26 protein-coding genes are annotated in these 24836 nt (G+C 70.2%); 8 read left to right on the top strand and 18 right to left on the bottom strand.

Features of this window, described 5'->3' with window-relative positions; genetic code table 11:
- The gene (locus CSW64_RS17365; protein ID WP_099623278.1) at positions 1-657 is read right to left on the bottom strand and encodes a glutathione S-transferase family protein; all 657 of its coding nucleotides are present in this window, start codon (positions 655-657) and stop codon (positions 1-3) included.
- 138 nt (positions 658-795) lie between these two features.
- On the opposite strand from CSW64_RS17365, the gene CSW64_RS17360 reads away from it, so the two are divergent.
- A complete protein-coding gene (locus CSW64_RS17360; RefSeq protein WP_099623277.1) occupies positions 796-1383 on the top strand; it encodes a DUF2239 family protein in 588 nt (195 codons plus the stop codon).
- Between the two features lie 40 nt (positions 1384-1423).
- Here the strand turns inward: CSW64_RS17360 and CSW64_RS17355 are convergent, their stop codons facing one another.
- Positions 1424-2107: a CerR family C-terminal domain-containing protein gene (locus tag CSW64_RS17355; RefSeq protein WP_099623276.1), complete on the bottom strand. Its 684-nt coding sequence runs from the start codon at positions 2105-2107 to the stop codon at positions 1424-1426.
- Positions 2108-2197: 90 nt separating this feature from the next.
- Here CSW64_RS17355 and CSW64_RS17350 point away from each other — a divergent pair, with 90 nt between their 5' ends.
- Positions 2198-3103 carry an oxygenase MpaB family protein gene (locus CSW64_RS17350; protein WP_099623275.1) on the top strand — a complete coding sequence of 302 codons (906 nt, stop codon included), beginning with the start codon at positions 2198-2200 and terminating at the stop codon, positions 3101-3103.
- A gap of 501 nt (positions 3104-3604) precedes the next feature.
- Here CSW64_RS17350 and CSW64_RS17345 read toward each other — a convergent pair.
- The 9 genes from CSW64_RS17345 to CSW64_RS17305 all read right to left on the bottom strand — a co-directional run bounded on the left by CSW64_RS17345 (position 3605) and on the right by CSW64_RS17305 (position 12362).
- Positions 3605-4108 (bottom strand): CarD family transcriptional regulator, encoded by a 504-nt coding sequence (locus CSW64_RS17345; RefSeq protein ID WP_099623274.1) that lies wholly within the window; start codon positions 4106-4108, stop codon positions 3605-3607.
- Positions 4109-4413: 305 nt separating this feature from the next.
- Positions 4414-4755, bottom strand: a complete 342-nt coding sequence (fdxA, locus tag CSW64_RS17340) for a ferredoxin FdxA (protein WP_099623273.1) — start codon at positions 4753-4755, stop codon at positions 4414-4416.
- A gap of 90 nt (positions 4756-4845) precedes the next feature.
- Positions 4846-5163, bottom strand: coding sequence for an RNA-binding S4 domain-containing protein (locus CSW64_RS17335; RefSeq protein ID WP_099623272.1), 318 nt, complete (start codon positions 5161-5163; stop codon positions 4846-4848).
- Entirely contained in the window at positions 5160-7682 is a 2523-nt protein-coding gene (locus CSW64_RS17330; RefSeq protein WP_099623271.1) for a helicase-related protein, read from the bottom strand. Before CSW64_RS17330 ends, CSW64_RS17335 begins: the two co-directional genes overlap by 4 nt.
- A 47-nt stretch (positions 7683-7729) precedes the next feature.
- Complete coding sequence (locus CSW64_RS17325) at positions 7730-9391, bottom strand: amidohydrolase (RefSeq protein WP_342745829.1); 1662 nt, start codon at positions 9389-9391, stop codon at positions 7730-7732.
- 59 nt (positions 9392-9450) lie between these two features.
- Positions 9451-10692, bottom strand: a complete 1242-nt coding sequence (locus CSW64_RS17320; RefSeq protein ID WP_099623269.1) for an RNA polymerase sigma factor — start codon at positions 10690-10692, stop codon at positions 9451-9453.
- Complete coding sequence (locus tag CSW64_RS17315) at positions 10692-11045, bottom strand: YciI family protein (RefSeq protein WP_099623268.1); 354 nt, start codon at positions 11043-11045, stop codon at positions 10692-10694. Before CSW64_RS17315 ends, CSW64_RS17320 begins: the two co-directional genes overlap by 1 nt.
- A gap of 36 nt (positions 11046-11081) precedes the next feature.
- Positions 11082-11477 carry an MAPEG family protein gene (locus tag CSW64_RS17310; RefSeq protein ID WP_099623267.1) on the bottom strand — a complete coding sequence of 132 codons (396 nt, stop codon included), beginning with the start codon at positions 11475-11477 and terminating at the stop codon, positions 11082-11084.
- A gap of 342 nt (positions 11478-11819) precedes the next feature.
- Positions 11820-12362 carry a carboxymuconolactone decarboxylase family protein gene (locus CSW64_RS17305; protein ID WP_099623266.1) on the bottom strand — a complete coding sequence of 181 codons (543 nt, stop codon included), beginning with the start codon at positions 12360-12362 and terminating at the stop codon, positions 11820-11822.
- Between the two features lie 123 nt (positions 12363-12485).
- On the opposite strand from CSW64_RS17305, the gene CSW64_RS17300 reads away from it, so the two are divergent.
- On the top strand, positions 12486-12767 hold the full coding sequence (locus CSW64_RS17300) for a winged helix-turn-helix transcriptional regulator (protein WP_099623265.1): 282 nt from the start codon (positions 12486-12488) through the stop codon (positions 12765-12767).
- An 89-nt stretch (positions 12768-12856) separates the two neighbouring features.
- Positions 12857-13153, top strand: coding sequence for a 50S ribosomal protein L28 (gene rpmB / locus CSW64_RS17295; RefSeq protein WP_099623264.1), 297 nt, complete (start codon positions 12857-12859; stop codon positions 13151-13153).
- 79 nt (positions 13154-13232) lie between these two features.
- On the opposite strand, the gene CSW64_RS17290 is transcribed toward rpmB, so the two are convergent.
- From CSW64_RS17290 to cobT, 4 genes are all read right to left on the bottom strand, one after another.
- The gene (locus CSW64_RS17290) at positions 13233-13541 is read right to left on the bottom strand and encodes a hypothetical protein (RefSeq protein WP_099623263.1); all 309 of its coding nucleotides are present in this window, start codon (positions 13539-13541) and stop codon (positions 13233-13235) included.
- Positions 13542-13712: 171 nt separating this feature from the next.
- Positions 13713-14858 (bottom strand): L-lactate dehydrogenase, encoded by a 1146-nt coding sequence (locus tag CSW64_RS17285; RefSeq protein ID WP_099623262.1) that lies wholly within the window; start codon positions 14856-14858, stop codon positions 13713-13715.
- On the bottom strand, positions 14855-15847 hold the full coding sequence (locus CSW64_RS17280; protein WP_172448614.1) for an esterase-like activity of phytase family protein: 993 nt from the start codon (positions 15845-15847) through the stop codon (positions 14855-14857). The genes CSW64_RS17285 and CSW64_RS17280 overlap by 4 nt, the downstream gene beginning before the upstream one ends.
- A 59-nt stretch (positions 15848-15906) precedes the next feature.
- A complete protein-coding gene (cobT, locus tag CSW64_RS17275; RefSeq protein WP_099623260.1) occupies positions 15907-17841 on the bottom strand; it encodes a cobaltochelatase subunit CobT in 1935 nt (644 codons plus the stop codon).
- 152 nt (positions 17842-17993) lie between these two features.
- Between cobT and CSW64_RS17270 the strand changes: the two genes are divergently transcribed.
- Together CSW64_RS17270 and CSW64_RS17265 are read left to right on the top strand one after the other, a co-directional pair.
- A complete protein-coding gene (locus tag CSW64_RS17270; protein ID WP_099623259.1) occupies positions 17994-18689 on the top strand; it encodes a DUF4336 domain-containing protein in 696 nt (231 codons plus the stop codon).
- Positions 18690-18752: 63 nt separating this feature from the next.
- Positions 18753-19421, top strand: coding sequence for a TorF family putative porin (locus CSW64_RS17265; RefSeq protein WP_099623258.1), 669 nt, complete (start codon positions 18753-18755; stop codon positions 19419-19421).
- Positions 19422-19462: 41 nt separating this feature from the next.
- Here CSW64_RS17265 and CSW64_RS17260 read toward each other — a convergent pair whose 3' ends face one another.
- Complete coding sequence (locus tag CSW64_RS17260) at positions 19463-19789, bottom strand: hypothetical protein (protein WP_099623257.1); 327 nt, start codon at positions 19787-19789, stop codon at positions 19463-19465.
- A 289-nt stretch (positions 19790-20078) separates the two neighbouring features.
- Between CSW64_RS17260 and CSW64_RS17255 the strand changes: the two genes are divergently transcribed.
- Entirely contained in the window at positions 20079-20453 is a 375-nt protein-coding gene (locus tag CSW64_RS17255) for a hypothetical protein (RefSeq protein ID WP_099623256.1), read from the top strand.
- Positions 20454-20479: 26 nt separating this feature from the next.
- A complete protein-coding gene (locus CSW64_RS17250) occupies positions 20480-21013 on the top strand; it encodes a GNAT family N-acetyltransferase (protein ID WP_099623255.1) in 534 nt (177 codons plus the stop codon).
- 219 nt (positions 21014-21232) lie between these two features.
- On the opposite strand, the gene clpB is transcribed toward CSW64_RS17250, so the two are convergent.
- Positions 21233-23833, bottom strand: coding sequence for an ATP-dependent chaperone ClpB (gene clpB, locus CSW64_RS17245; protein ID WP_099623254.1), 2601 nt, complete (start codon positions 23831-23833; stop codon positions 21233-21235).
- A 155-nt stretch (positions 23834-23988) separates the two neighbouring features.
- On the bottom strand, positions 23989-24696 hold the full coding sequence (locus CSW64_RS17240; protein ID WP_172448613.1) for a DUF4893 domain-containing protein: 708 nt from the start codon (positions 24694-24696) through the stop codon (positions 23989-23991).
- Positions 24697-24836 lie beyond the last annotated feature (140 nt).

Raw genomic sequence — 24836 nt, 5'->3', positions numbered from 1 at the left:
TCAGGCGGTTCGAGGCGAGGGGCAAGCCCGTCGCACCGAGGGCCGCTCGCGCATGCCGTCGAACCAGCGCCGCAGGCGCGGCGCGTCCTTCATCAGGTCGACGGCCGCCGGCGCCTGGAGGAACAGGGTGAACATCGGCGCCAGATGCAGGTCGGCCAACGTCGGCGCGTCGCCGACAAGCCATGGCGCCTCCGGCGCCAGCTGTTGCAGAGCGCCGAGGCAGGTCGCGGCCTGCTCATGCGCGGCGGCGACCAGACTCTCGTCGGGACGGTCGCCCCTGGCCGGCTTCTCGACCGTCTCGACGTAGAGGCCCCAGACCAGCGACCGGTAGGCGTAGTTGTCGGCGATGGAAATCGCTTGCCCCATGCGGGCCCGCGCCGCCGCCGTCGCGGGTTGAAGCGCCGGACCGTCGAAAGCCTCGTCGACATAGCGGCAGATGGGCGCCGTTTCGTAGAGCCTCAATGCACCGTGCTCGAAGGCCGGGATACGGCCGAAGGGGTGGCGCGACAGGTGCTCGCTGGGCGCGCCGCCGTCGGCGAAGACGTCGACCTCCACGAGATCATACGGGACCTGCTTTTCTTCCAGGCAGAGCAGCAGCGCCTGGACATAGACGCTGTAGCGGGCCCCGTAGACGATCGGCCGATGCGCATAGGTCATGGGGCGGGAGCCTACCCGCTGGCGCGGGGATCCGTCACGGGCCGAAGTTCGACGAGGTGTGAGTTATTTTGTCCGGGTATAATTGACGGGAGATTTTAGCCGGGTAAAAGGTTGCGCCGCCCAATAGGAACCCGCGCCATGACCTCCTCGTCGACCGTCACCGCCTTTCTCCGCGATCGGCGCATCGCCCATGGGGTGCTGGCCGAGGTCGCCCGCCGGTTGGCTGAGACGCCGGGCGGGCGGTTGGCCCAGGTCTTCGACGACGTCAGCGGCGATCTGATCAAGCTGGGGCGACCGGAGGAGCGGGCGCGGGCCTTGGCGCTGACCGCGGTCTCGGTCTCGCCGCGGCAGGAGCCGGTCAGCCTCCTGCCGCGTCACCTGGTCTGGCTGGACGCTCAGCCGGGCGGGGCGTCGGCGACGCTGCGCCGGTTGGTCGAGACGGCGGCCCGTGACGGGGCCGGCCGCGATCGCCAGGCCCGCGACGCGGCCTATCGGTTCCTGTCGATGATGGCCGGCGACCGGCCGGGCTTCGAGGCCGCCTGCCGGGCGCTCTACGCCGGGGACGGGCCGCGGCTGCGCGCGGCCATGGAAGGCTGGCCCGAGGACGTCGTCGACTACGTTGAAGCGCTGGCGGCGGAGGGGCTGGCACTGTCCGCGTGTCCCGGCGAAGGCCGGGACCCAGTCTGGGGCCCGGCGCACATGGATCATCCGCGAAGCCGCGGCTGAAACTGGGTCCCGCCCTTCGCCGGGATAGGCGGTATTGGGATTACCGCCCCAGTCGGTCGATCTGGGCGTCCAGGGTCCGTTTCACCCGGTCGAAGCGCAGTCCCGCCGAGTCGCTCCAGCCGAGCTGCTTCAACGCCACCGGCCGCGCCACGCTGAAGGCCGACAGGCCGGACAGCAGCAGCAGGGCCTCGATCCGAGCCGCCTCAGACGGCGTCGGCTCGGCCAGGGCGCGGCTGATCAGCTGGGTGATCAGCTCAACACCAGGGGCCCAGACCTGCTCGTACAGGATGGCGAAGGCCGGGCCCTGTTCGGCCACCTCGCGCAGGACGAAGGCGGTCCAGGCCTGGGCCTCCTCGGTGGCCAGCAGCTGTTCGGCCAGGCCGCCGAGCAGGGCCTTCAGCGCTGTCCGGGCGTCCTCGGGACCGGCGGTCGGGGGCAGGGCGTCCTGGGCCGCGCCGATCGGGCGCAGCATCTGGCGGCGGTAGCGGTCGACGATCTCCTCGGCGCAGGCCAGGTACAGACCTTCCTTGCCGCCGAAATAGTACTGCAGCGCCGGCAGGTTGACGCCGGCCGCCTCGGCGATCCGGCGGGTGGTGGCGCCGCGGAAGCCCTCGGCGCCGAACGCCGCCAGAGCCGCGTCCAGAATCCGCTGCCGCGCCTCGTCGCCCTTGCGATAGCCGCCGACGGGCGGCGTGCGGGCGGCGGACGGGGCGGGGTTCTGCACGGCGGCTCCTCGGAAAGCGGGCTTGCGGGAAACTATATCGATCGATATGAATTTGAAACGCTATCAAGCGATACAGATTCTGTGGCGACCATGAACGACACCAAGTCCTACCTCGGCTGGAAGATCGACTACGCCTATCCGGCGGGCGAGCCGTCGCTGGTTCCGCCCGGCTCGGTGCAGTGGCGGGTGTTCAAGAACCCGATCGCCCTGGGCGTCGGCGGGGTGGCCGCCGTGCTGTTGGAGTTCGCCGACGCGCGGATCCGATCGGGGGTCTGGGATCACTCCACCTACAAGGCCGACCCGATCGGCCGCTCGCGCCGCACCGGGATCGCGGCCATGGTCGGGGTCTACGGCCCCCGGAGCGCGGCGCGGCGGGTGATCCAGGGCGTGACCAACATGCATGCGCGGGTCAACGGCGAGACGCCGTCGGGCGAGACCTACCGCGCCCTGGACCCGGAGTTGCTCGATTGGGTGGCCGCCACGGCGGCCTACGGCTTCGTCAACGCCTACGACCGGTTCGTATCGCCGCTGACGGAGGCGGAGATCGCGCGCTTCTACCGCGAGGGTGCGCCGGTGGCGGCGCTCTATGGGGCCAAGAACCCGATCGCCTCGACGGCGGACTTCATGGCGATGATGGAACGGCTGGCCCCACGGTTCGAGCCGCATCCGATCGTCAGCGAGTTCCTCGACATCATCCAGTCGGGCCAGGCCGCGCCGACCGTGCCGAAGTTCCTGCACCGGGCGTTGGCGAGGGCTTCTGTTTCCCTGCTGCCGCCGCCGGTGCGCGAGACGCTGCGGCTGGGCCGTGACTTCGACCTCACCCTAGCCGACCGCATCGCGTTGAAGGCGGCCGGGCGACTGGCCGACCGGGTGGCGGTTCCAGGATCGGCGCCGGCCCAGGCCAGCCTCCGCCTCGGCCTGCCGGCGAACTTCCCCTGGCGCAGTCCGACGACCCAGGCGCGGCTGTTGCGGGCGGCAGGGTTGGCGGAGGTGTAGGCCAGGGACATGCTCCGGCGGAGCCGGTGCATGTCCCTGAGGCCGCGGCGGCAGGGGGCATGCACCCTGCGCAGCATGTTCCCGCCCCCTCCGTCATCCTCGGACCTGTTCCGAGGACCCATGAACACGGGCGTTGCGATGTCGCGCCGTGACCGCCGCCTCACCACGCACGGGTCCTCGCGACGAGCGCGGGGATGACGGATTGAGGAAGCGCACTGCGTCCTTCGAGACGCTCGCCTGAGGGCTCGCTCCTCAGGATGACGACGTCAGAGGCGCTATGGACTGGTGAGGAGCCGGGCCTCATCCCGGCGTCTCGAACCGCGCAGGACGTATTCACGCAGCCGGTGGCTGAGTCCCGCCGGGGACATGCTCCGAAGGTGCGTGTCCCCGAGATCGCTGTGGTAGGGGACACGCACCGGCTTTGCCGGAGCATGTCCCGCCCCAACGAAAAACCCCCGGCCTCGCGACCGGGGGTCTTCGTCTTTCGTCGTCGTGGAAGGCCTAGGCGGCCTTCTGCAGCGACTTGGTCAGGATGCCGACGGCGGCGTCGCGGTCGATCTTCTCGATCGCGGCGACTTCGCGGGCCATGCGGTCCAGGGCCGACTCATAGAGTTGGCGCTCCGAGTAGGACTGTTCCGGCTGGTTCTCGGCGCGGTGCAGGTCGCGGACGACCTCGGCGATCGAGATCAGGTCGCCCGAATTGATCTTGGCTTCGTACTCCTGGGCGCGACGCGACCACATGGTGCGCTTCACGCGGGCGCGGCCCTTGAGGGTGGTCAGCGCCTTGGACACCACATTGCCTTCCGCCAGCGGGCGGAGGCCCGAGGTGATGGCCTTTTTGGTGGGAACGCGGAGCGTCATCTTCTCGTGGTCGAAGGTGATGACATAGACCTCGAGCGACATGCCGGCGACTTCCTGGGTCTCGATCGCGCGGATCGTGCCGACGCCATGCGCCGGGTACACCACGTGATCGTCGACCGAAAACGCCAGACCGTTCTTGCTCATTAGCTCGTCCTTCTCTAGCACCCTGTCCGCGGGCTCGCCCGCGGGCCGCAAACGTAGAGACCGCGCCAAAATCCGAGACGAAAGAAACCCGACCGCGAAAAGGGTCGCGGCGGTTCGATCTCGGATTGGATAGGCCTCTAGGACACCTTCGCCCTTATTCAGGCGCGCCGTTCGCTGCGGCTATTCTTGAACCAAGGCGCGACGGCGGACCCGTCACGTCGTCCATGACGGTATCACAAAATTGAGCACAAAGAAAGGGTTGCGAATCCCGTGGTCCCCGCTGGGGATTCGCCTGGAGGGGGATTTCAGCTGCCCTTGCCGGGCTTCTCGCTGAAGTACTTCTCGAACTTCCCGGTCTCCCGCTCGTACTGTTCCTTGTCCGCCGGGGGCTCGCCCTTGATCGTGATGTTGGGCCAGATCGCGGCGTACTCGGAGTTTACCCGCAGCCACTTGCCGTCTGGATCGTCCTCGGTGTCGGGCTTGATCGCGTCCACCGGGCACTCCGGCTCGCACACCCCGCAGTCGATGCATTCGTCCGGGTTGATGACGAGGAAGTTCTCGCCCTCGTAGAAGCAGTCGACGGGGCAGACCTCCACGCAGTCCATGAACTTGCACTTAATGCAGGGGTCGGTGACGATGTAGGTCATCAGGAGACGCGGCTGTCCAAACGAATTGCGGGCGCGGGCCTTTTCGGAGGCGAGGCGGTCGATGTCAATGCGGCAAGGCTGGTCGGGTCCTCAGGAATTCTGAACGCCGGCGGACGGCGTCTCCGGCGGCGGCGCCTCGAGGCGCGAATACAGGGCCTGCGCCTCGACGGCCGGGCCGCGGCGCTCGCCGAACGCTTCGATGCGGACATCGACGAGCCGTCCGCCCAGGGCGAAGACCAGGCGGTCGCCGACCTTCAGCGCGCGGGAGGCCTTGTCCAGGCGACCCTCGCTCGCGCCCCTGGCATGGCGAATCCGGCCCTCGTCGACGAACCGGGCCGCCATCGAGCGGGTCTTGAAGAAGCGGGCGCGCCACAGCCAGACGTCCGCGCGGCAGGAGGCGTCGGTCATGGGCGTACGACCTTGGCGGGCTTGCGCCGACGTCGCCGGGGCGGGGCCGGCGCGGGGGACGCTTTGAGCGCGGCCAGGGCGGCGAAAGGCGAATGGGCGGGCGGCGGCTCGGGCCGCTCCGGCCTGGCCTTCTCGCCGCGCCGTCGCCAGCCGATCGGCGCCGTCCGCCCGGTCGGGACGAAGCCGAGCGCGCGCAATACGCCGTCGGCCTCCTTGGCGTTCCAGCCCAGCTCCTCGCGCGCCTGGTCGGACAGGATCATCCCCACGCCCGGCTGGAAGCCGGCGCGCAGCAGTTCGTCCAGCCGCTCCAGCTGCGCCACGGGGACGGCGTGCGGACCGACGGCGCGCAGGCCTCGCGCCGACAGAGCCTTGGCCGATGGCGTCGGCGGCGTCAGGCGGGAGAGGGCGTCGGTCGGCGCGCGCCAGTCATCCCGCGCCACGGCCTGGGCGAAGGTCAGGGCCTCGGGCAGCAGCAGCGCGGGCAGGTACAGGCTGAAGGCGCCGATCCGGACGCCCAGGCTCCGCAGCACGCGTCGCTCGCCCTGGCTCAGCGCCTTGAGGTCGGTCTCGACGCCGCGCCGGTCGATGATGCCGCCGGCCTCGACCAGGCGGTGGACCAGCCCGCGGGGCAGGCCTTTCAGCCGGCCGTCGGAGAGGGCGCGCTCCAGCCCGACCAGCGGGCCCAGCCGGCGCTCGCGCTCGGCCGAAAGGAAGGCCTGCAGCCGCTGGCGGGCGCGCTCGCGGGCCGGCTCCGGGCCCAGCTCGCCGATCAGCCGCACCTTGCCGTCAGGCGCCAGGGCGCCGGCCGCTCCGCCGTTCCACAGCAGGGCGCCGTCCGGCGTCAGGGTGAAGGCTTCGTCGGCGTCGGCGGCCAGCCGCCCCAGGCGACGGGCGACCTCCGGCGCGACGGCCCGCTGGGCGGCGCCGCGCAGGGCCTTCTCCTCCAGGGAGGTGCCGGCCTTGGCGGCCTCGAAGGCCAGACCGTTCAGCCGCCCGACGAACTGGCCCTCGACGGTGATCTCGCCGTCGTCGGCGACGCCCGCCAGCAGCTCGCCGCGCTCGCCCAGCTGGCGCATCAGCACGCTGGTGCGGCGATCGATGAAGCGGGCCATCAGCCGTTCGTGCAGGGCGTCCGACAGCCGATCCTCGAGCGCCCGGGTCACGCCCTGCCAATGGGCGGGGTCGTGCAGCCAGTTGGGCCGGTTGGCGATGTAGGTCAGGGTCCGCACCCCGGCCAGCCGCGTGGCCAGGGCGTCGATCTCGCCATCACAGTTGTCCAGTGTCCGCAGCTGGCCGGCCATCCAGTCGTCGGGAACGCGATGGCGGCCGGTGGTCAGGAAGTCGAACAGGGTCCGGATCAGCCGAAGGTGCTCGTCGCTGGTCTGCTTCCGGAAGTCGGGGGTCTGGCAGACCTCCCACAGCCGCTCGAGCGTGGGCCGTCCCCGCACCCGGCGGACGACGTCCTCGTCCTCGGCCAGACGCTTGAGCACGGTCTCGTCCACCGCCTCGGCGGCCAGGACCAGGCCCTCGCGCTGGGGCAGGGCGTCCAGCGAGCGGACCAGACTGGGCAGGTTGTCGAAGTCGAGCCGGTGGTTGCGCCATTCGGCGGCGGCGACCGGCTGGAACTCGTGGTTCTCGACAGCGGCGACCAGGTCCTCGTCCATCTCCTGCGCCTCGCCGGTGACGCCGAAGGTCCCGTCGCGGACGTGGCGGCCCGCGCGGCCGGCGATCTGGCCGATCTCCTGCGGGTGCAGCCACCGGGTCCGGCGGCCGTCGAACTTGCGCAGGCCGGCGAATGCGACATGGTCGACGTCCATGTTCAGACCCATGCCGATGGCGTCGGTGGCGACCAGGAAGTCGACCTCGCCGGACTGGTACAGGGCGACCTGGGCGTTGCGGGTGCGGGGGCTCAGCGAGCCCATCACCACCGCCGCCCCGCCGCGCTGACGCCGGATCAGCTCGGCGATGGCGTAGACGTTGTCGGCGCTGAAGGCGACGATGGCGCTGCGCCTGGGCAGGCGGGTCAGCTTCTTGCTGCCGGTGTAGCGCAGGGATGAGAACCGCTCGCGGCCGACGATCTCGGCATGCGGCAGCAGCCGGCGGACCAGCGGCGCCATGGTCCCGGCGCCCAGCAGCATGGTCTCGAACCGGCCGCGGGCGTGCAGCAGGCGGTGGGTGAAGACGTGGCCGCGCTCGGGATCGGCGCAGAGCTGGATCTCGTCCACGGCCAGGAAGTCGACCTCGCGGCCCAGCGGCATCGCCTCGACGGTGCAGACGAAGTAGCTGGCCCGCGGCGGGACGATCTTCTCCTCGCCGGTGATCAGGGCCACGTCGCGCGGGCCTTTGATCTTCACGACCCGGTCGTAGATCTCGCGCGCCAGCAGCCGCAGCGGCAGGCCGATCATGCCGCTGTGGTGGCCCAGCATCCGCTCGACGGCGAGGTGGGTCTTGCCGGTGTTGGTGGGGCCGAGCACCGCCACGAGCCGGTGGGGCGCGGGGCCTGTCGGACGATCACTCATGAATCAAAGGTGGGAGAGTCGTGTGACAGGAGCAAGGGCAGGGGCGCTCAGCGGCCGTCGTGGACGATCTTTCCGCCGACGAGGGTGAGCAGCGGCCTGACCTTCAGGATCTCCGCCTCGGGGACGGTCGTCACATCCGAGGAGAAGACGGTGATGTCGGCGGCGGCGCCCGGCTTCAGCGAACCGCGCCCCTTGTCCTGCACCGCATAGGCGCCGGCGGCGGTGAACAGGCCCAGGGCTTCGTCGCGGGCCAGGGCCTCCTCGGGATGCCAGTCGGCGCCGGCCTTGCCCTGCAGATCCTTGCGGGCGACGGCGGCGTAGTACTCGATGCGCGGGTCGCCGACCTCGACCGGGGCGTCGGTGCCGCCGGCCACGATGACGCCGGCGTTGTGCAGGCTCTTCCAGGCATAGGCGCCTTTCAGTCGCGCCTCGCCGAGCCGGGCAGGGGCGAAGTAGAGGTCGCCGATGGCGTGCGAGGGCTGCATCGACGCCACGACGCCGGACTTGGCGAACAGGGCGATGTCGGCCGGGTCGACGATCTGCGCGTGCTCGATCCGCCAGACCGTCTGCGCGGCGCCGGGGCCGTTGGTCTTGAAGGCCTCGATCATCCAGTCCAGCACCATCCGGTTGCCGCGGTCGCCGATGGCATGGAAGGCGATCTGGCAGTGGGTCTCCAGCGCCTGCTTGAGGATGGCTTCGGTCGGGTCATGCTCGGCGATGGTCAGGCCGGAACTGTCGGGGCGGTCGGCGTAGGGCGCCTTCAGGGCCGCGCCGCGCGAGCCGAGGGCGCCGTCCATGTAGAGCTTCACTCCGCGCACGCGCACCAGGCCGGTCGGGTCGGCATAGGGGCCGCGCTTCAGCACCTCGGCCGAGTCCTCGGGGGTCATGAAGGCGTCGACGCGGATCGGCAGCCTGCCCGCGGCGGCCAGCTCGAACAGCGCCTTCACGTCCTCCGCGCTCGTGCTCATGTTGGCGCCGGCGGTCCAGCCGCGGGCGGCGTACAGGGCGGTCCCCCTGGCCAGGGCCTCCTTGCGGCGGGCGTAGGAAAGGGGCGGCAGCTTCGGCTCGATCAGCCCCATGGCCCCGTCGATCAGCATGCCGGTCGCCTCGCCCGAGGCGTCCCGCTCGATGCGGCCGCCGGCGGGGTCCCTGGTCGTCCTGTCGATCCCGGCCAGCCGCAGGGCCGCGCCGTTCAGGACCATGGCGTGGCCGTCGGCGCGCTCCAGCACGATCGGGCGGGTCGCGGAGACGGCGTCCAGGTCGGCGCGGCCGGGGAAGCGCTTCTCCGGCCAGTGGGTCTCGATCCAGCCGCGGCCGACCAGGGGCTCGGCGCCCGGATGGGCGGCCTCCCAGGCCTTCACGACGGAGACCAGCTCGGTGACCGATTTCACCTGGTCCAGGTTCAAGGTCATCTCGCGCAGCCCGACGCCGGTCAGGTGCACGTGTGAATCCATGAAGCCCGGGAAGGCGGCCGCGCCCTTCAGGTCCAGCTCCGGCAGGCCCTGGGCGCGCAGGCGGGCGTTGGCCAGCGAGCCTGCGAAGGCGACCTTGCCGTCCCGTACGACCAACGCCTGGACGGGCGCGCCGCCCGCATCGATGTGGATCGGTCCGCCGAGCAGCAGAAAACCGGCGTCGGACGCCCGCGCGGCGGGCGCGGCGAGGGCCAGACTCAGCAGCGCGGCGCTCACGGCCAGGATTCGGTTCAGCACGGCGGGTCCCCCGTTCGGATGCCGAGACCCTAGGGCAGAGGCCATGCCGGGGCCAGCGGTCAGGAAGACGGTTCGGCGAGCTGGTCGCGGCGGCGGCGGAGGAAGGCCGCGTCCGACGGGTTGGAGGCCAGGCTGATCGCCCGGTCATAGGCGGCGAGCGCCGCTTCGGCCCGGCCCGAGCGGGCCAGCACCTCGGCGTGGGCGGCGTGGAACGGCTGGTAGGCGGCCAGCGCCGGGGCCAGCGACTCCAGCACCCGGAGGCCGGCCTCGACGGCGCCGGCTTCCGCGAGGGCGACCGCGCGGTTCAGCTGAACCACCGGCGTCGGCTCCATTCTCAGAAGGCTGTCGTAGAGCAGGACGATCTGCGGCCAGTCGGGCGGTTCGGCCTGGGCGTGCAGGGCGGCGATGGCGGCCTTGATCTGGAACGGTCCCGCCGCGCGCCGCGCCATCGCCTCGTCGAGCAGCGCCACGCCCTCGGCGATCCGGCCTTGGTCCCAGAGCGTCCTATCCTGGAACGGGATGGAGACGCTGGTTCCGTCGGAGGCCAGCCGCGCCGCGCGCCGCGCCTCGGTGATCAGCATCAGCCCCAGCAGCCCTTCGACTTCAGCCTGGCCCGGGCGCAGCTCGTTGAGCATGCGGGCCAGATAGATGGCTTCCTCGCTCAGCTGTCGGGCCCGGCCGCCGTCGCCGTCGGAGTAGCCCTGGTTGAAGATGAGATAGACCACCTTGAGGACCGACTGCAGCCGCTCGTCCCAGTCCTCCGGCCCCGGAACGGCGTAGGGGATGCCGGCGCCGAGGATCTTGGTCCGGGCCCGCGACAGGCGCTGGCCCATGGTGGTTTCGTTGTCGAGGAAGGCGTCGGCGACCTCCGTTGTGCTCAAGCCGCCCAGGGTGCGCAGGGTTAGCGCGACGCGGGTCTTGGGCTCCAGCGCGGGGTGGCAGCAGGTGAAGATCAGGCGCAGGCGTTCGTCGGGAATGTCGTCGGTTGTGGTCTCGGCGGCCTCGGCGACCGACAGCCGGGCGATCTCGGTCGCCTTGCGTCCCTCGCGGGCCGATGTCCGCAACCGATCAATGGCCTTGCGCAGCGCGACCTTCAGCAGCCAGCCCCGCGGCGACGCCGGCAGTCCCGCGCGACCCCAATGGACCACCGCCGAGGCCAGCGCGTCCTGCAGAGCCTCCTCGGCCAGCTGAAAGTCCTTCAGCCGGGTGATCAGGGCCGAAAGCAGCCGCCCCCGATCCGTCCGCACCAGCGCCGCGATGGCGCGGGACACGGACTGGGGGTCGGGGGCGGCCAGGGTCATCAGATGTTGTAGTCCATCACCGGCCGCACCTCGATCGTCCCATAGGCCGCCGAAGGGATCATCGCCGCGAACCGCAGGGCGGCGTCGAGGTCGGGCACGTCGAAGATGTAGTAGCCGCCGAGCCGCTCCTTGGTCTCGGCGAAGGGGCCGTCCATCGTCTCCACCTTGCCGTCGCGGACGCGCAGGCTGGTGGCCGTGTCGACGTCCCGCAGGCCTTCCCCGGAGACATAGGCTCCAGCCGCCTTCAGGGTCTCGTTGAACGCGGCGTAGCCCTGCATCATCGCCTGGAATTCGGGCGTGCCGTAGGCGGGTTCGAGCGACGGGTCGTTATAGATCAGCGCCATGTACTGCATGTCGGGTCCTTCTCTGTCTCGAGGTGGGCGAGGATGTCAGGCTTGGCCGAACGCCGCGAGGGCGAGGGCTGTGATCAGGGTCAGGGTGGCCAGGATGCAGGCCGAGTTGCCGGCGATCCGGAGTGGATGGGTCGGGGCGTCGGCGCGCAGGCCGATGGGGTGCAGGACGCGCCCGACGACCGTCAGCGCCCCGGCGGCGTGGAGCCACAGGGGGCCGGCGCCCTGGCCCTCGGCCAGCGCCATCAGGATCAGGATCATCGGAACCCATTCGACGAAATTGCCGTGTCGGCGGATGCGTTCGTGCAGGTCGGGGTCGCCGGCGTCGCCGATCGAGACGTTCAGCTTCGAGCGGGTCTTGGTCACGCTGACCCACAGGACCAGGAAGATCGCCGCCAGGGGGATCGCGTAGAGTGAGGTAATCGGGAGTTCCATTCGGTTGAGCCCTCGGAGTTGGTTTCGATCGCTCCAAGAACGTCGCCCAATTCCGGATTTCGACATGGGCCCGGACTTTTCCAGAATGAAAAAGACGAAGGCGGCTTACGCGGGCCGGCCGGAGGATAAGCCGGCATGCCGACCGTCGTCCCAGCCTCGCGGGATCGTCTGTTTGGAGAGGGGGCGAAGGCGGGGGCGGCGCCGCGTTAACGCCGCGCGCGAAACCGGCGAACAGGCGCGAAACGAATCATGACCGAATCGGTGACACGGCCCAATTCGATGTTTGTTCACCACAAAATATTGTAGCTTAAACCCGATTAACCACAATCAGAAACCTTGGCCTCAGCTTGGGAACCGGGCGGCGCCGGGCTCCGGCGGGAGGGCCAGTCCGTTGGCGACATAGGCGACGGTCCGGTAGAAGCCGCACAGGAACAGCACCTCCATGGCTTGGGCCTCGTCGTAGTGAGCGCGCAGCCTCGACCACTCGCCGTCGGTCAGGGTCGCGCGGTCGTGCAGGGCGTCGACCACGGCCAGCAGCGCCTGCTCGGCGGGCGACCAGCCCGACCAGTCCGCGTCCTCCAGCACGGTGGCTTCCACCTCCGCCGCTGAAAGGCCGGCGGCGTCGGCGAAGATCGCGACATGGACGCCCCATTCATACTCGCAGCGCGCGCGGGCGCAGGTTCGGTCGATGACCAGTTCGCGGTCGCGCAGGCTCAGCGGTCCTCGCTCCAACAGGGAGGCGGCGCGGAAGCGGCGCCAATGGCGTGGACTGGCCGCGATCGCCCGAAACAGGATCAGCGGATCTGCGCCCGGCGGCATGATGGCGTCGAAGCTGGCCTGCACGTCCTCGGCGTAGGGCGGGGAGAGCGGGGCGATCCTTGGCATGGGCGGGGTCTTTCGCTATGAAAACGATAGCGAAATATCGCTACGATTTTGATAGCGGAGTCAAGCTTGCCCCGTCCGGAACCCGGAACGCCCGTGCGCGGGTCCCAAAGCGGTCGTCCGATCATGGCGCTGCTGGATTTGCTTGGCCGTCGCTGGAGCCTGCGGGTGATCTGGGAGCTGCGCGGCGGCGCAATGACGTCCCGCGCCTTGCGAGCGGCCTGCGACGACGTCTCCCCCACGGTGCTGCAAGCGCGACTCGCCGAACTGCGCGGGGCCGGGCTGGTCTCGCTGTCCCGAACGGACGGCTATTCGCTGACGCCTCTGGGCCGCGAACTGCTGGAACGCTTCCTGCCGCTGCACGATTTCGCCGAGCGCTGGGCCGTTGAAAAGACTCTCCAAACTTGACGCCCGGAGACTCTCTGCCTATACCGCCCCCTCTCTCGCGAAGGCCCGGCTTTCGCGTGCCCGAATTTCTTTATGCGAAGGTCGCTTCCATGTCGCGCCGCTGCGAACTCACCGGTGTTGGTCCGATGGTCGGTCACAACGTGAGCCACTCGAACATCAAGTCCAAGCGCCGCTTCCTGCCGGCTCTGTCGCCCGCCACGCTCCAGTCGGAAGCCCTGGGCCAGAGCTTCAAGCTGCGGATCACCAACGCCGCGCTGCGCACCCTGGACTTCAAGGGCGGCCTGGACGCCTTCATCGTGAAGGCCAAGGACGAAGACCTGTCGCCGCGCGCGCTGAAGATCAAGCGCCAGGTGAAGGCGAAGCTGGCCGAACAGGCCGCCGCCTAAGCGTCTTTCGCGGACTGCAATTGAGAAAGCCCGCCAGGCGACTGGCGGGCTTTCTTTCGTTCCGGCGCCGGGGCCGACCTTACGGCGCGACCGAACGGCCGGCCGGGTTGGCCTGGTTGTAGGCGACCAGCTTGGCGTCGCCGAGCTGGGCCACGGCGTGGTTCACGCTGCGGCGGATGCATTCCGGATAGACGTAGGCGGCCAGCGGCTCGCCGCGGACATCCTTCCAGCACACGGCGCTGGCGGCCTTCACGATGTCGGCGTGGACCTGTTCGGTCGACTTGCCGGCCAGGGAAACGCGGACTTCGGCGGCGCCGGCCACGCCCGCGGCGCCGGCGGCCAGGGCGGCGAGAACGGCCACGAGGGCCTTGGTGTTGAGCTTGGTCATATCAAGCACTCCCAGAAGGGTTGAGACATCAACCGTTCCGGCGCGCTTCCTCTGATGGCTGCGGGGTAGTTTGTAGGGTCCCGTCTCGCCCTCGGACGAAAGCGCTACCTCTGATTCATTGAGTGATCAATGATTATGTTGCGACGCAACAATGACGTCGCGGGTCGGTGATCAGCCGACCAGCAGATCGCGCCCGGCTTGCCGAACGTCGGTGCAGCCGGTCAGGGCCATGGCCATCTGCATCTCCTGCCGCAGGATCTGCAGCACATGGGCGACGCCAGCCTCGCCGCGGGCGCCCAGGGCCCAGGCCCAGGGACGGCCGACCAGGCAGGCCTTGGCCCCCAGCGCCAGCGCCTTGACCACGTCCAGGCCCGAGCGGACGCCGCCGTCCATCAGCACGGTCAGGTCGTCGCCGACGGCGTCGACGATCGGCGGCAGGGCGCGGACGCCCGACAGCACGCCGTCCAGCTGCCGTCCGCCGTGGTTGGAGACCACGATGCCCTGGGCCCCGACCCGCACCGCCTCGCGGGCGTCGTCGGAATCGAGAACGCCCTTGATCACGATCGGGCCGTCCCAGCGGGCCCGGATCCAGTCCAGATCCTTCCAGGTCAGGCGCGGATCGAAGTTCCTGGCCACCCAGGGCCAGAATTCGGCCATGCCCTTGGCCTCGGGGATGGCGGCGGCCAGGTTGCCGAAGGTGTGCGGCTTGCCGCCGATCTGGACGTCCAGCAGCCAGTCGGGATGGCTGATTCCGTCCCAGGCGCGGCGCATGGCGGCGGACAGGGACGGCTTGCCGCCGAACAGGCCGGTGCGCATGTCGCGATAGCGGGCGCCGGGCACGGGCAGGTCGACCGTGAACACCAGCACCGGGCTGCCCAGCCCCTTGGCCCGGGCCAGCAGCTCGCCCATGTAGCCGCGGTCGCGGATCATGTAGAGCTGGAACCAGGGCGGCGTCCCGACGGCGGTCGTCACCTCGCCCAGGTCGCAGACGCTGACCGTGGACAGGCAGAAGGGCACGCCCGCGGCCTTGGCCGCCCGGGCCGCCTGGACCTCGCCGCGGCGGGCGTACATCCCGGCCATCCCGACCGGAGCCAGCATCACGGGCATGCTCAGCGGCTGGCCGAACAGCTCGGTCTCCAGCGCGATTTCCGACACATCGCGCAGCACTCGCTGGCGCAGGGCCAGATCCTCGAAGTCCTCGACGTTCCGGCGCAGCGTCGCCTCGGCGTAGGAGCCGCCGTCGATGTAGTCGAAGAGCAGGCGGGGCAGTCGCCGACGGGCCAGTTCACGATAGTCGCTGACCGAGGCGGGGATCATTTCGGCGGCGTCCAGTCGAAGGCCAGCAGCAGGGTGCGCTGCTTGGGATTGAAGTTGTCGTCCGACAGCAGGTACAGGCGCCAGTCGCCGTTCGGCCGGGCCGCTACCGAGACGCCCTCGAAGTTGTCGACCGTGCTGTTGGGCCCCATGGCTAGGCGGCCCGCCACGGTCTTGGTCCCGTTCGGGTCACGCACGATGGTGACGATGATCCGCGAGCCGATGGCCGGAATGTAGCTGTGATGCAGGATCACCAGTTCGCCGTTCGGACCCGGCGCCAGGCCGGACAGGCGATAGCCCAGCGGCGGCTTGGGCAGGCCGGAGACTTCCGCGCAGGAGACATCCAGTCGGCACAGGTACAGTCCGCCCGGCTCGGTCCCGACCCAGTAGGCGGTGCGGTCCCGGGCACCGAAGGCGGCCAGGCCCTCCATGCCCTCGTTGGGCTCGAGCTTCACGTCGGGCATGGTCGCCGGCTTGGGATCGGCTTGGTCCTGGGCGTAGCGCCAGATGCGGTGGTGGCGCTCGAAGCTGATCAGCAGCGGGCCGTCATGCAGTTGGGCGGCGCCCTCGGCGTCGCCTTCGCCCTTGCCCTGGAGCGGCTCGCCCTTGGGGTTGCGCAGCGGCTCGAGCGTGGCGTCGGACACGCCGACAAGCCGGCCGTCGGCGTCCAGGACCAGCTTGCCCCGGAAGATGTCGCCATCGTCGCTGGGCGCGACCAGGCTTCCATCGCCGTAGACGATCAGGTCCGACAGGCCGTGCAGGCGGCTGGTGTCGGCGCTGGTCAGGGCCACGCCGCCGGCGTAGCGGAAGCCGTCGACCTCCAGCCGCGCCGGGTTGGACGGGTCCAGCGGGACCGGGCTCGCCTGCACCGACACTCCGGCGCTGACCGGGATCGGCCCCCGCGGCGGGATCGGCTTGAGGTGGGCGGCGGCGCAGGCGGAAAGAACGCCGATGGCTCCCGCAAGGGCGGGAACCCAAACCCACGCCGGCAATCTTCTCCGATTCAGCCTGGGTCCCCGCCTTCGCGAGGACGATCGGAGAGAGGGGAGGGTCACGCCAGGGCGCTCCGGACGTCGCGCAAGGTGGTCGACTTCATCGCCGGCGGCTGGGTCACGGGCGGCGGGGCGAGCAGGCCCCGGGTCGTCGCCACGCGGCGCGGCTCTTCCTCGAACAGGGCGGCCAGCTGCTCGACCAGCACCCCGCCCAGCTGCTCGACGTCGACGATGGTCACCGCCTTCTTGTAGTAGCGGGTCACGTCGTGGCCGATGCCGATGGCCAGCAGCTCGACCGGGCTCTTGCCCTCGATCTCGGCGATCACGCTGCGCAGGTGGCGTTCCAGGTAGTGGCCGCTGTTGACCGACAGCGTGGAGTCGTCGACCGGCGCGCCGTCGCTGATCACCATCAGGATCCGGCGTTGCTCGGGCCGGGCGATGATCCGCTGGTGCGCCCACATCAGCGCCTCGCCGTCGATGTTCTCCTTCAGCAGGCCCTCGCGCATCATCAGCCCGAGGTTCTTGCGCGCGCGCCGCCAGGGCGCGTCGGCCGCCTTGTAGATGATGTGGCGCAGGTCGTTCAGGCGGCCCGGCGCCGGCGGCTTGCCGGCCTTGATCCAGTCGTCGCGGCTGATGCCGCCCTTCCAGGCGCGGGTGGTGAAGCCAAGGATCTCGGTCTTGACCCCGCAGCGTTCCAGCGTGCGGGCCAGGATGTCGGCGCAGACGGCGGCGACCATGATCGGCCGGCCGCGCATCGAGCCCGAATTGTCCAGCAGCAGGGTGACCACCGTGTCGCGGAACTCGGTGTCCTCCTCCTGCTTGAAGCTGAGCGGAGCGGTCGGATCGATGATCACCCGCGGCAGGCGGGCGACGTCGAGCATCCCTTCCTCGAGGTCGAACGTCCAGGAGCGGTTCTGCTGCGCCAGCAGCCGCCGCTGCAGCTTGTTGGCCAGGCGCGAGACGACGCTGGAGAGGGCCGACAACTGCTGGTCCAGATAGGCGCGCAGCCGGGCCAGCTCCTCGGCGTCGCACAGGTCCTCGGCGCCGACGATCTCGTCATGGGCGGTGGTGAAGACCTTGTAGGCCGGCTCGGGCTTGCCGCTGTCCTTGATCTCCGGCCGGGCCGGCTTGGCGCCGTCGCCCATTTCCGGAGCCTCGTCGGACATCTCGGCCTGGTCGTCCTCCTCGGCCTCGACCAGCTGTTCCTCGCCTTCCTGGCCGTCCTGGTCAGTGGCGTCGGTGTCCTCCATCGAGGCGCCTTCGGGGGTCTCGCCGTCGCCCTCGCCGTCGTCGCTTTCGTCGGTCTGCTGCTGTTGCTCGGTCTCGTCGCCCTCGTCCTCGCTGTCCTCCTGGGCGTCGATCTCGGCGTCGCCCAGGTCGAGGTCGCGCAGGATGGTGCGGACGGTCTTGGCGAAGGCGGCCTGGTTGGTCAGGTCGGCCGCCAGCCGGTCGAGATCGGCGCCGGCCTTGGCTTCGATCTCGTCGCGGAACAGGTCGACGACGCCCCTGGCCCCGTCGGGGGGACGCTCGCCGGTCAGGCGCTCGCGCACCATCAGCGAGATCACGTCGGCCATCGGCACGGCGGCGCGGTCGGTGATCCGGGCCAGGCCCTTGCGCTCGACGGCGTGCTCCAGCACGGCGTTCAGGTTGCCGCGCACCCCGCCCAGGGCGTTGGCGCCGATGGCCTCGATCCGGGCCTGCTCGACGGCCTCGAAGATCGCCTGGCCCTGCGGCGAACCCGGACGGCCCTTGGCGTAGGCCATGGGGTCGTGATGCGCCAGACGCAGCGCCATCTGGTCGGCCATGCCGCGGATGCGGGCCGCTTCCTTGCTGTTCAGGTCGCGGGGCGGGTGGGGAAGCACGGCGCGGTTGCCCGACAGCGACGGTCCGTCGCCGGAGAACACCACCTCCAGGTCCGGCGTCTCCGCCAGGGAGCGAGCGGCGTGCGCCAGGGCGCGCTTGAAGGGTTCGACGGGACTCTCGGGCTTGCTCATCGCGTCGATGTTCTAGCGCGCCGGGGTCGGGCGATGGAAGCGGTTCTAGGGGCGGTGACGCCAGGGAATACGGACCGGCGTGACGGTTTCCTCGTCCGCTGTTCCGGATGCGGTGCTAGCGTCCGTCCGGGCAAGGACGTTGGGGGCGTGGAATGACGGACAGGCTGGAGCCGATCGGCGACGACATCTGGCTCGCCGAGGGACCGTCCGTACGCTACTTCGGCCTGACGCTGACCACCCGCTCGACCGTAGTCCGGCTGGCCGGCGGCGGATTGTGGGTGCATTCGCCGATCGCCCTGGACGACGCCCTGGCGCGGGAGATCGAGGCTCTGGGCGAGGTGCGCGAACTGATCGCGCCCAACGCGCAGCATCACCTGCATCTGGGCGCCTGGATGGCGCGGTATCCGGCGGCCCGGGCTCACGCGGCGCCAGGGCTGAGGCCCAAGCGGCCGGACCTCGCCTTCGCCTCCGATCTGGGAACGGTCGCCGACGCGGCCTGGGCGGGGGAGATCGCCCAGACGGTGTTTCCGGCCAAACCCGACGAGGTGCTGTTCTTCCACGCCCGGTCTTCGACCGCGATCCTGACCGACCTGATCATCAACATCCGGCTCGAGCTGCAATCGCCGCTGGCGTCGGTCATCGCGCGCCTGGACGGCATCGCCTGGCCGCGCGGCGGGGTCTCTCGGCTGTACCGGATGAGCGTGCGTGACGAGGGGCGCGCCCGCGCCGCCGCGGCGCAGTTGCTGGGCTGGCGGCCGGCGCAAGCGGTCATCGCCCACGGCGAGTGGTTCCGTCGTGACGCGACAGAAGAACTAGCGAGGCGGCTCGGGCGGCTGGCGGCGCCGTGAGCGGCGGGCGCCCCCTGTTAACCCCGTGCGGGTATCAGCGCGGGTGAGAAGGGGAGACTATCCATGAACATCAAACTCGCGCTCATCGCCGCCGTAGCGGCGTTCGGGTTCGGCGGCGCCGCGACGGCGCGCGAAGCCGACGGCGTGAAGCTCAGCGGCGACATCGGCGTCGTGTCGGACTACCGCTACCGCGGCCTGTCGCTGTCGGGCGAGGACCCCGCGCTGCAGGGCAGCCTGAAGCTGGAACTGCCGCAGGGCTTCTACGCCGGCGTCTGGGGCTCGAACATCGAGGACACCGGCGGCGCGGACGTGGAGATCGACCTGTCGGCCGGCCTCGCCGCCTCGGCGGGCGGCTTCGACTTCGACGTGGGCGTGATCTACTACGCCTACCCGGGCGGCGAGGATCTGAACTACTGGGAGATTCCGCTGTCGGCGTCCAGGACCTGGGACGCCTTCACCGGCACGGTCGGCCTCGCCTATGCGCCGGAGCAGGACAACCTGGGCAACCAGGACAACACCTATTTCAGCGTTTCGGCCGAGTACGCGCCGGAGTCCTGGCCGGTCAGCCTCGACGGCTGGATCGGCCATGAGGACGGGGCCTTCGCCGACGGCAAGACCGACTGGGCGCTGGGCGTGACCAAGGCCTTCGGCCCGGTCGCCCTGTCGCTGCACTATGTCGACTCCGACGTCGAGTCCGGCGCGGCGGTCGTGGGCTTGAAGGCCGGGTTCTAGCGGATGGCGGCTGCGGGCGGCGGGGCCGCCCGCGGTTGGTCCTAGGCCATCGACGGCTTGGCGGCCGCCTGCGCGCCGAGCAGCTTCACCACGCGCATCAGGAAGGCCTTCCGCCTGGCCAGGGCGCCGGCGACGTCGTCGACGGCGCGGATCGCGCGGGCGTCCTGCCGCTCCGCTTCATGAGTCAGCCGCTCGACCACGGCCGGCAGGTGTCCCGTGCCCTTGCGGGCGTCCATCAGGGCCGCGTGCGACTTGGCTTCGTCGACGCGCTTGAGCACTTGCGCCTCGACGTCCATGCCGGTCTCGGCGCGGGCGGCCAGGGCGGTAAAGTCGTGCGCATACAGGCGCACGAAGCCTTCTTCGATCATCGGGTCTCCAATCTGTCGCCGGCCGGAAGCGGGTCGGAGGGCGGCCGACGGCGGGCCGCGCATCTGTGCGCGGAGACGTACCTTCTAGCACGCCTGCGCCGAAAACGGGACCTTGGGATGCACAAAGGCGTGAGCTGCGCGGGTTTTCGTCGGAAATCACCCCTTTTTCGATGAATCGAAGAACACATGCGCTCCTTTCGATGACCGTCGATCTGCTTGCGGAGACTGGTCCCGACTTCCTGAGACGTCTCCGTTGATCTAGGCTGGCGAAGCCTTGGAGGAGACGTCGATGATGCGTTGTCTTGCACTCGCGACCCTGGCGCTTGCGCTCGCCGGCTGTTCCGATCCCGCCGCCAAGTCGCCGCATGGCGCCGAGACCGCGCCCGTCGCCGCGCCTCAGCCGCCCGCGACATCGGCGCCCGTCGCGGCCCAGCCGGCGGACGACGCCGCCGCCCGAGGCCAGGCCGCGGCCGCGCCGAAGACCTGCCGCGAAGCGATCGGCGAGGATCAGGCCAAGGTCCTGGTCGAGCATTGCATCCAGGTCTCGCCGGCCACACATCCGCCCTGCAACGCGGAGAACAGCTGTGACCTGATCCAGTCCGAGATCGACCGCGGCTGCGACCTGCTCGGCAAGGACGCCCCGGCCTACTGCAAGAAGCCCTGACCTCCAGACAGAGTGCGCGTCCGTCCATGAGTCTCAAGCATCGCATCGCCGTCGCCGACGACCTGCCGGCGCTGTCCGCCGTGATGGACGCCGCCATCGCGGAACTTCAAAAGGGTTTCCTCGACGCGGCCCAGATCGCGGCCAGCCGGGCGCTGATGGGTCTGGACAGCCAGCTGGTCGAGGACGGCACCTATTTCGTGGTCGAGGACGTCGAGACCGGCGCGATCGCCGGCTGCGGCGGCTGGAGCCGACGCAACACGCTCTACGGCGGCGACCACAGCGCCGGCCGCAACGCCGCCCTGCTGGACTCCGCCACCGAGCCGGCTCGCGTGCGGGCGATGTACACCAGCCCGGCCTTCGCCCGGCGCGGGGTCGGCAAGCTGATCCTGGCCCTGTGCGAGGCGGCCGCCCGGGCCGAGGGCTTCAAGCGGCTGGAACTGGCCGGCACCCTGTCCGGCCAGCCGCTGTACGAGGCCTGCGGCTACAGCGTCATCGAACGGTTCGAAGACGACCGCGGCGGCGTCCCTGTACCGCTGGCCCGGATGGGGAAGGGGCTCTGACAAGCCAACCCCCAAGCGCGTGGTTCGAGACGCGGACCTGAGGGTCCGCTCCTCACCATGACGAAGGTGAGTGGCGCGCTCTGAGTTCGTCACCCTGAGGAGCGAGCCTCACGCGAGCGTCTCGAAGGAGGCGCCATCGCTGGGCGGCGGGTCTGAAACGCAGAAGGGCGACCGGCCGCTCGGCCGATCGCCCTGCGTGTAGCGGGGGAGGAAGCCCCCCTAGTGGACCTTGGCCTTGCCGATCTGCAGGCCGGAGTCGTCGCCGGCGCTGACCTCGATCACGCTGCCGTCGGCGAACTCGCCGGCCAGCAGCTTGCGCGCGATCGGGTCGATCAGCTCCTTCTGGATCACCCGCTTCAGCGGGCGGGCGCCGTAGACCGGATCGTAGCCCTTCTCGGCCAGCCAGTGCATGGCGGCCGGGTCCAGCGCGATCGCCATGCGGCGGTCGGCCAGCAGCTTCTCGACCCGCTGCAGCTGGATGCGGACGATGTTGTCCATCTCCGATCGGCCGAGGCGCTTGAACAGGATGATCTCGTCGATCCGGTTCAGGAACTCGGGCCGGAAGCTGCGGCGCACAACATCCATGACCTGCGAGCGGACGGCTTCGACGTCCTCGCCGTCCTCCAGGCTCGCCAGATACTCCGCGCCCATGTTGCTGGTCATGATGATCAGCGTGTTGCGGAAGTCGACCGTGCGGCCCTGGCCGTCGGTCAGGCGGCCGTCGTCCAGAACCTGGAGCAGCACGTTGAACACGTCCGGGTGGGCCTTCTCGACCTCGTCGAACAGGATCACCTGGTAGGGCCGGCGGCGCACGCTCTCGGTCAGGGAGCCGCCCTCGTCATAGCCGACGTAGCCCGGAGGGGCCCCGATCAGGCGGCTGACGCTGTGCTTCTCCATGTACTCCGACATGTCCATCCGGGTGATGGCGCTCTCGTCGTCGAACAGGAACTCGGCCAGGGCCTTGGTCAGCTCGGTCTTGCCTACGCCCGTCGGGCCCAGGAACAGGAACGAGCCGATCGGCCGATTGGGGTCCTTCAGGCCGGCGCGGGCGCGGCGGACGGCGTCGGAAACGGCGGTCAGCGCCTCCTCCTGGCCGACCACGCGATCCCGCAGGCTGTCCTCCATCTTCAGCAGCTTCTCGCGCTCGCCCTCGAGCATCTTCTCGACGGGCACGCCGGTCCAGCGGCTGACCACGGCGGCGATCTGCTCGGCGTCGACCACCTCGGGGGTCAGCGGGGCCTCGCCGCCCTGGCCGCCGGCGGCCTTAGATTCTTCCTCGGCCAGGCGCTTCTCGAGGGCCGGGATCTCGCCGTAGGCGATTTCCGAGGCGCGCTGCAGGTCGCCGCGGCGCTGGGCCGCGACCAGATCCGCGCGCAGCCGGTCCAGGGCCTCGCGGGCCTGGGCGGCGCTGCCGACCTTGTCCTTCTCGGCCTTCCAGCGGGCGGTCATCTCGTCCGACCGGAATTGTAGGTCGTCGATCTCGGTCTCGAGATCCTCGAGCCGCTGCTGGCTGGCCGCGTCGGTCTCCTTCTTGAGAGCCTCGCGCTCGATCTTCAGCTGCACCAGGCGGCGGTCGATCTCGTCCAGCTCCTCGGGCTTGGAGTCCACGGCCATGCGCACGCGGCTGGCGGCTTCGTCGACCAGGTCGATCGCCTTGTCCGGCAGGAAGCGGTCGGTGATGTAGCGGTTGGACAGGGTCGCGGCGGCGACGATGGCGCTGTCGCTGATCCGCACGCCGTGGTGAACCTCGTACTTCTCCTTCAGCCCGCGCAGGATCGAGACGGTGTCCTCGACCGAAGGCTCCTCGACGAACACCGGCTGGAAGCGGCGGGCCAGGGCGGCGTCCTTCTCGACGTGCTTGCGGTACTCGTCCAGCGTGGTCGCGCCGACGCAGTGCAGTTCGCCGCGCGCCAGGGCGGGCTTCAGCAGGTTGCTGGCGTCCATGGCCCCGTCGGTCTTCCCGGCGCCGACCAGGGTGTGCATCTCGTCGATGAACAGGATGATGCCGCCCTCGGCCGCGGTGACCTCGTTCAGGACGGCCTTCAGCCGCTCCTCGAATTCGCCGCGGTACTTCGCGCCGGCGATCAGGCTGCCCATGTCGAGAGCCAGCAGCTTCTTGTCCTTCAGGCTCTCGGGCACGTCGCCGTTGACGATGCGCAGCGCCAGGCCCTCGACGATGGCGGTCTTGCCGACGCCGGGCTCGCCGATGAGGACGGGGTTGTTCTTGGTGCGTCGGCTCAGGACCTGGATGGTGCGGCGGATCTCTTCGTCGCGGCCGATCACCGGGTCGAGGCGGCCGTCCCGTGCTTTCTGGGTCAGGTCGGTGGCGTAGCGCTTGAGGGCGTCGTAGCCCTCTTCCGCCGAGGCGCTGTCGGCCGTGCGGCCCTTGCGGATCTCCGCGGCGGCGGCCTCCAGCGCCTTCTCGGAAGCGCCGGCGTCCTTCAGCGCCTTGGCCGCGTCGCCGCCTTCCTTGGCGATGGCGATCAGCAGGCGTTCGGTGGTGACGAAGGCGTCGCCGGCCTTCTTGGCGTCGTCTTCGGCGGTCTGGAACACCCGGGCGGTGTCGGGCTTCAGATACAGCTGGCCGCTGCCGCCCTCGACGCGGGGCAGGCGCTGCAGCAGCGTTTCCACGGCTTCGTCGACGGCGTCCGGGCGGCCGCCGGCGCTCTGCACCAGGGCGCGGGTCAGGCCGTCGCGCTCCTCGAGCAGGATCTTCAGAAGATGTTCGGGCGCCAGCTGCTGATGGCGGCGGGCCAGCGCCAGCGACTGGGCGCTCTGGATGGCCTGCTTGGCGCGGTCGGAATACAGGTCGATGTTCAAGGTCGGATATCCCCTGGATAGGCGGAATTAGACCGATCGCCTCCGCTGAGCGCAATCGGTCGCCGACCCGAGATAGGTGTGGCCCAGGTGTCACACAAGGCGGTGGCGGAGCGAAGTTTCGCGAACCGCCCGCGCCCAGGCTCCAGGCCCTCCGCCTACTGCCGGAACTCCAGAATCTCCAGTTTCGCCTCTTGCTTCGGCCAGGGCAGGACCAGGCGCCAGCGGTTGGCGCCGATGCGTTCGACGACGCCGATCTGATTGCGTTCGGGGTTCTGGCCGTAGTTCGGGAACTCCTTCTCTTCGCCCCAGGCCTGGGCGCCGACGTAGACCAGCCGCTTGGGGTCGCCCTCGTTGGGATAGATCAGGCCGCGGGTGCGCTGGCTGCCGGTGGTCTTGGTCAGGATCAGGTCGCCGCCCGGGGTCAGCTCTATGGTGCAGGTGAAGAAGGGATAGGCGACGTAGGCCAGGCCGGCGCCGTCCATCGAGCCGATCTTGATCGTACGGCAACGATACTTGCCGGGAGCGGGAACCTGCTTGTCGAGCGCGGCGTCGGGCACGGCGACCATGCCCAGGCTGTCGATCTGGGCGCCGAACTCGTGGTTGGCCTCGCGCAAGGCCTGCTTCCAGGCGTCCTGCAGCAGAGCGAGGCGGTCGTGGTCCTGCTTGTCGGCGACCTGTTTCCACTGGTCCGTCCCGCCCTGCAGGCCGGCGTCGACCGGCGCGGCGGGGGTCTCGGCGGGCTGGGCCGGCGCGGCGGCTTCGGGCGCGGCGGAGGCGGCCGGTTTTTCGGGCGGCGAGGCCGGCTCCGAACAGGCGGCGAGGGCCAGGACGGCGGCGGAGGCGGCGAGGGCGCGTGTGATCATGGCCGCGAGAGTGGCCGAGGGGCGTGACGGCCGCAAGGTCGTCACGAGCCACGCACGCCGGGGGACATGCTCCCGCAGGGTGCATGTCCCCGTCCGCGGCATGAGGGGACACGCACCGGCTGCGCCGGAGCATGTCCCCG

This window comes from Caulobacter mirabilis, assembly GCF_002749615.1.
GTDB lineage: Bacteria > Pseudomonadota > Alphaproteobacteria > Caulobacterales > Caulobacteraceae > Caulobacter > Caulobacter mirabilis.
This window is presented reverse-complemented; position numbering and strand designations above follow the sequence as displayed.

Coding starts and splice junctions, on each gene's coding strand:
- CSW64_RS17365 (WP_099623278.1), bottom strand. CDS start 657: ATGACCTATGCGCATCGGCCGATCGTCTACGGGGCCCGCTACAGCGTC.
- CSW64_RS17360 (WP_099623277.1), top strand. CDS start 796: ATGACCTCCTCGTCGACCGTCACCGCCTTTCTCCGCGATCGGCGCATC.
- CSW64_RS17350 (WP_099623275.1), top strand. CDS start 2,198: ATGAACGACACCAAGTCCTACCTCGGCTGGAAGATCGACTACGCCTAT.
- CSW64_RS17345 (WP_099623274.1), bottom strand. CDS start 4,108: ATGAGCAAGAACGGTCTGGCGTTTTCGGTCGACGATCACGTGGTGTAC.
- fdxA (WP_099623273.1), bottom strand. CDS start 4,755: ATGACCTACATCGTCACCGACCCCTGCATTAAGTGCAAGTTCATGGAC.
- CSW64_RS17335 (WP_099623272.1), bottom strand. CDS start 5,163: ATGACCGACGCCTCCTGCCGCGCGGACGTCTGGCTGTGGCGCGCCCGC.
- CSW64_RS17330 (WP_099623271.1), bottom strand. CDS start 7,682: ATGAGTGATCGTCCGACAGGCCCCGCGCCCCACCGGCTCGTGGCGGTG.
- CSW64_RS17320 (WP_099623269.1), bottom strand. CDS start 10,692: ATGACCCTGGCCGCCCCCGACCCCCAGTCCGTGTCCCGCGCCATCGCG.
- CSW64_RS17315 (WP_099623268.1), bottom strand. CDS start 11,045: ATGCAGTACATGGCGCTGATCTATAACGACCCGTCGCTCGAACCCGCC.
- CSW64_RS17310 (WP_099623267.1), bottom strand. CDS start 11,477: ATGGAACTCCCGATTACCTCACTCTACGCGATCCCCCTGGCGGCGATC.
- CSW64_RS17305 (WP_099623266.1), bottom strand. CDS start 12,362: ATGCCAAGGATCGCCCCGCTCTCCCCGCCCTACGCCGAGGACGTGCAG.
- CSW64_RS17300 (WP_099623265.1), top strand. CDS start 12,486: ATGGCGCTGCTGGATTTGCTTGGCCGTCGCTGGAGCCTGCGGGTGATC.
- rpmB (WP_099623264.1), top strand. CDS start 12,857: ATGTCGCGCCGCTGCGAACTCACCGGTGTTGGTCCGATGGTCGGTCAC.
- CSW64_RS17290 (WP_099623263.1), bottom strand. CDS start 13,541: ATGACCAAGCTCAACACCAAGGCCCTCGTGGCCGTTCTCGCCGCCCTG.
- CSW64_RS17285 (WP_099623262.1), bottom strand. CDS start 14,858: ATGATCCCCGCCTCGGTCAGCGACTATCGTGAACTGGCCCGTCGGCGA.
- cobT (WP_099623260.1), bottom strand. CDS start 17,841: ATGAGCAAGCCCGAGAGTCCCGTCGAACCCTTCAAGCGCGCCCTGGCG.
- CSW64_RS17270 (WP_099623259.1), top strand. CDS start 17,994: ATGACGGACAGGCTGGAGCCGATCGGCGACGACATCTGGCTCGCCGAG.
- CSW64_RS17265 (WP_099623258.1), top strand. CDS start 18,753: ATGAACATCAAACTCGCGCTCATCGCCGCCGTAGCGGCGTTCGGGTTC.
- CSW64_RS17260 (WP_099623257.1), bottom strand. CDS start 19,789: ATGATCGAAGAAGGCTTCGTGCGCCTGTATGCGCACGACTTTACCGCC.
- CSW64_RS17255 (WP_099623256.1), top strand. CDS start 20,079: ATGATGCGTTGTCTTGCACTCGCGACCCTGGCGCTTGCGCTCGCCGGC.
- CSW64_RS17250 (WP_099623255.1), top strand. CDS start 20,480: ATGAGTCTCAAGCATCGCATCGCCGTCGCCGACGACCTGCCGGCGCTG.
- CSW64_RS17240 (WP_172448613.1), bottom strand. CDS start 24,696: ATGATCACACGCGCCCTCGCCGCCTCCGCCGCCGTCCTGGCCCTCGCC.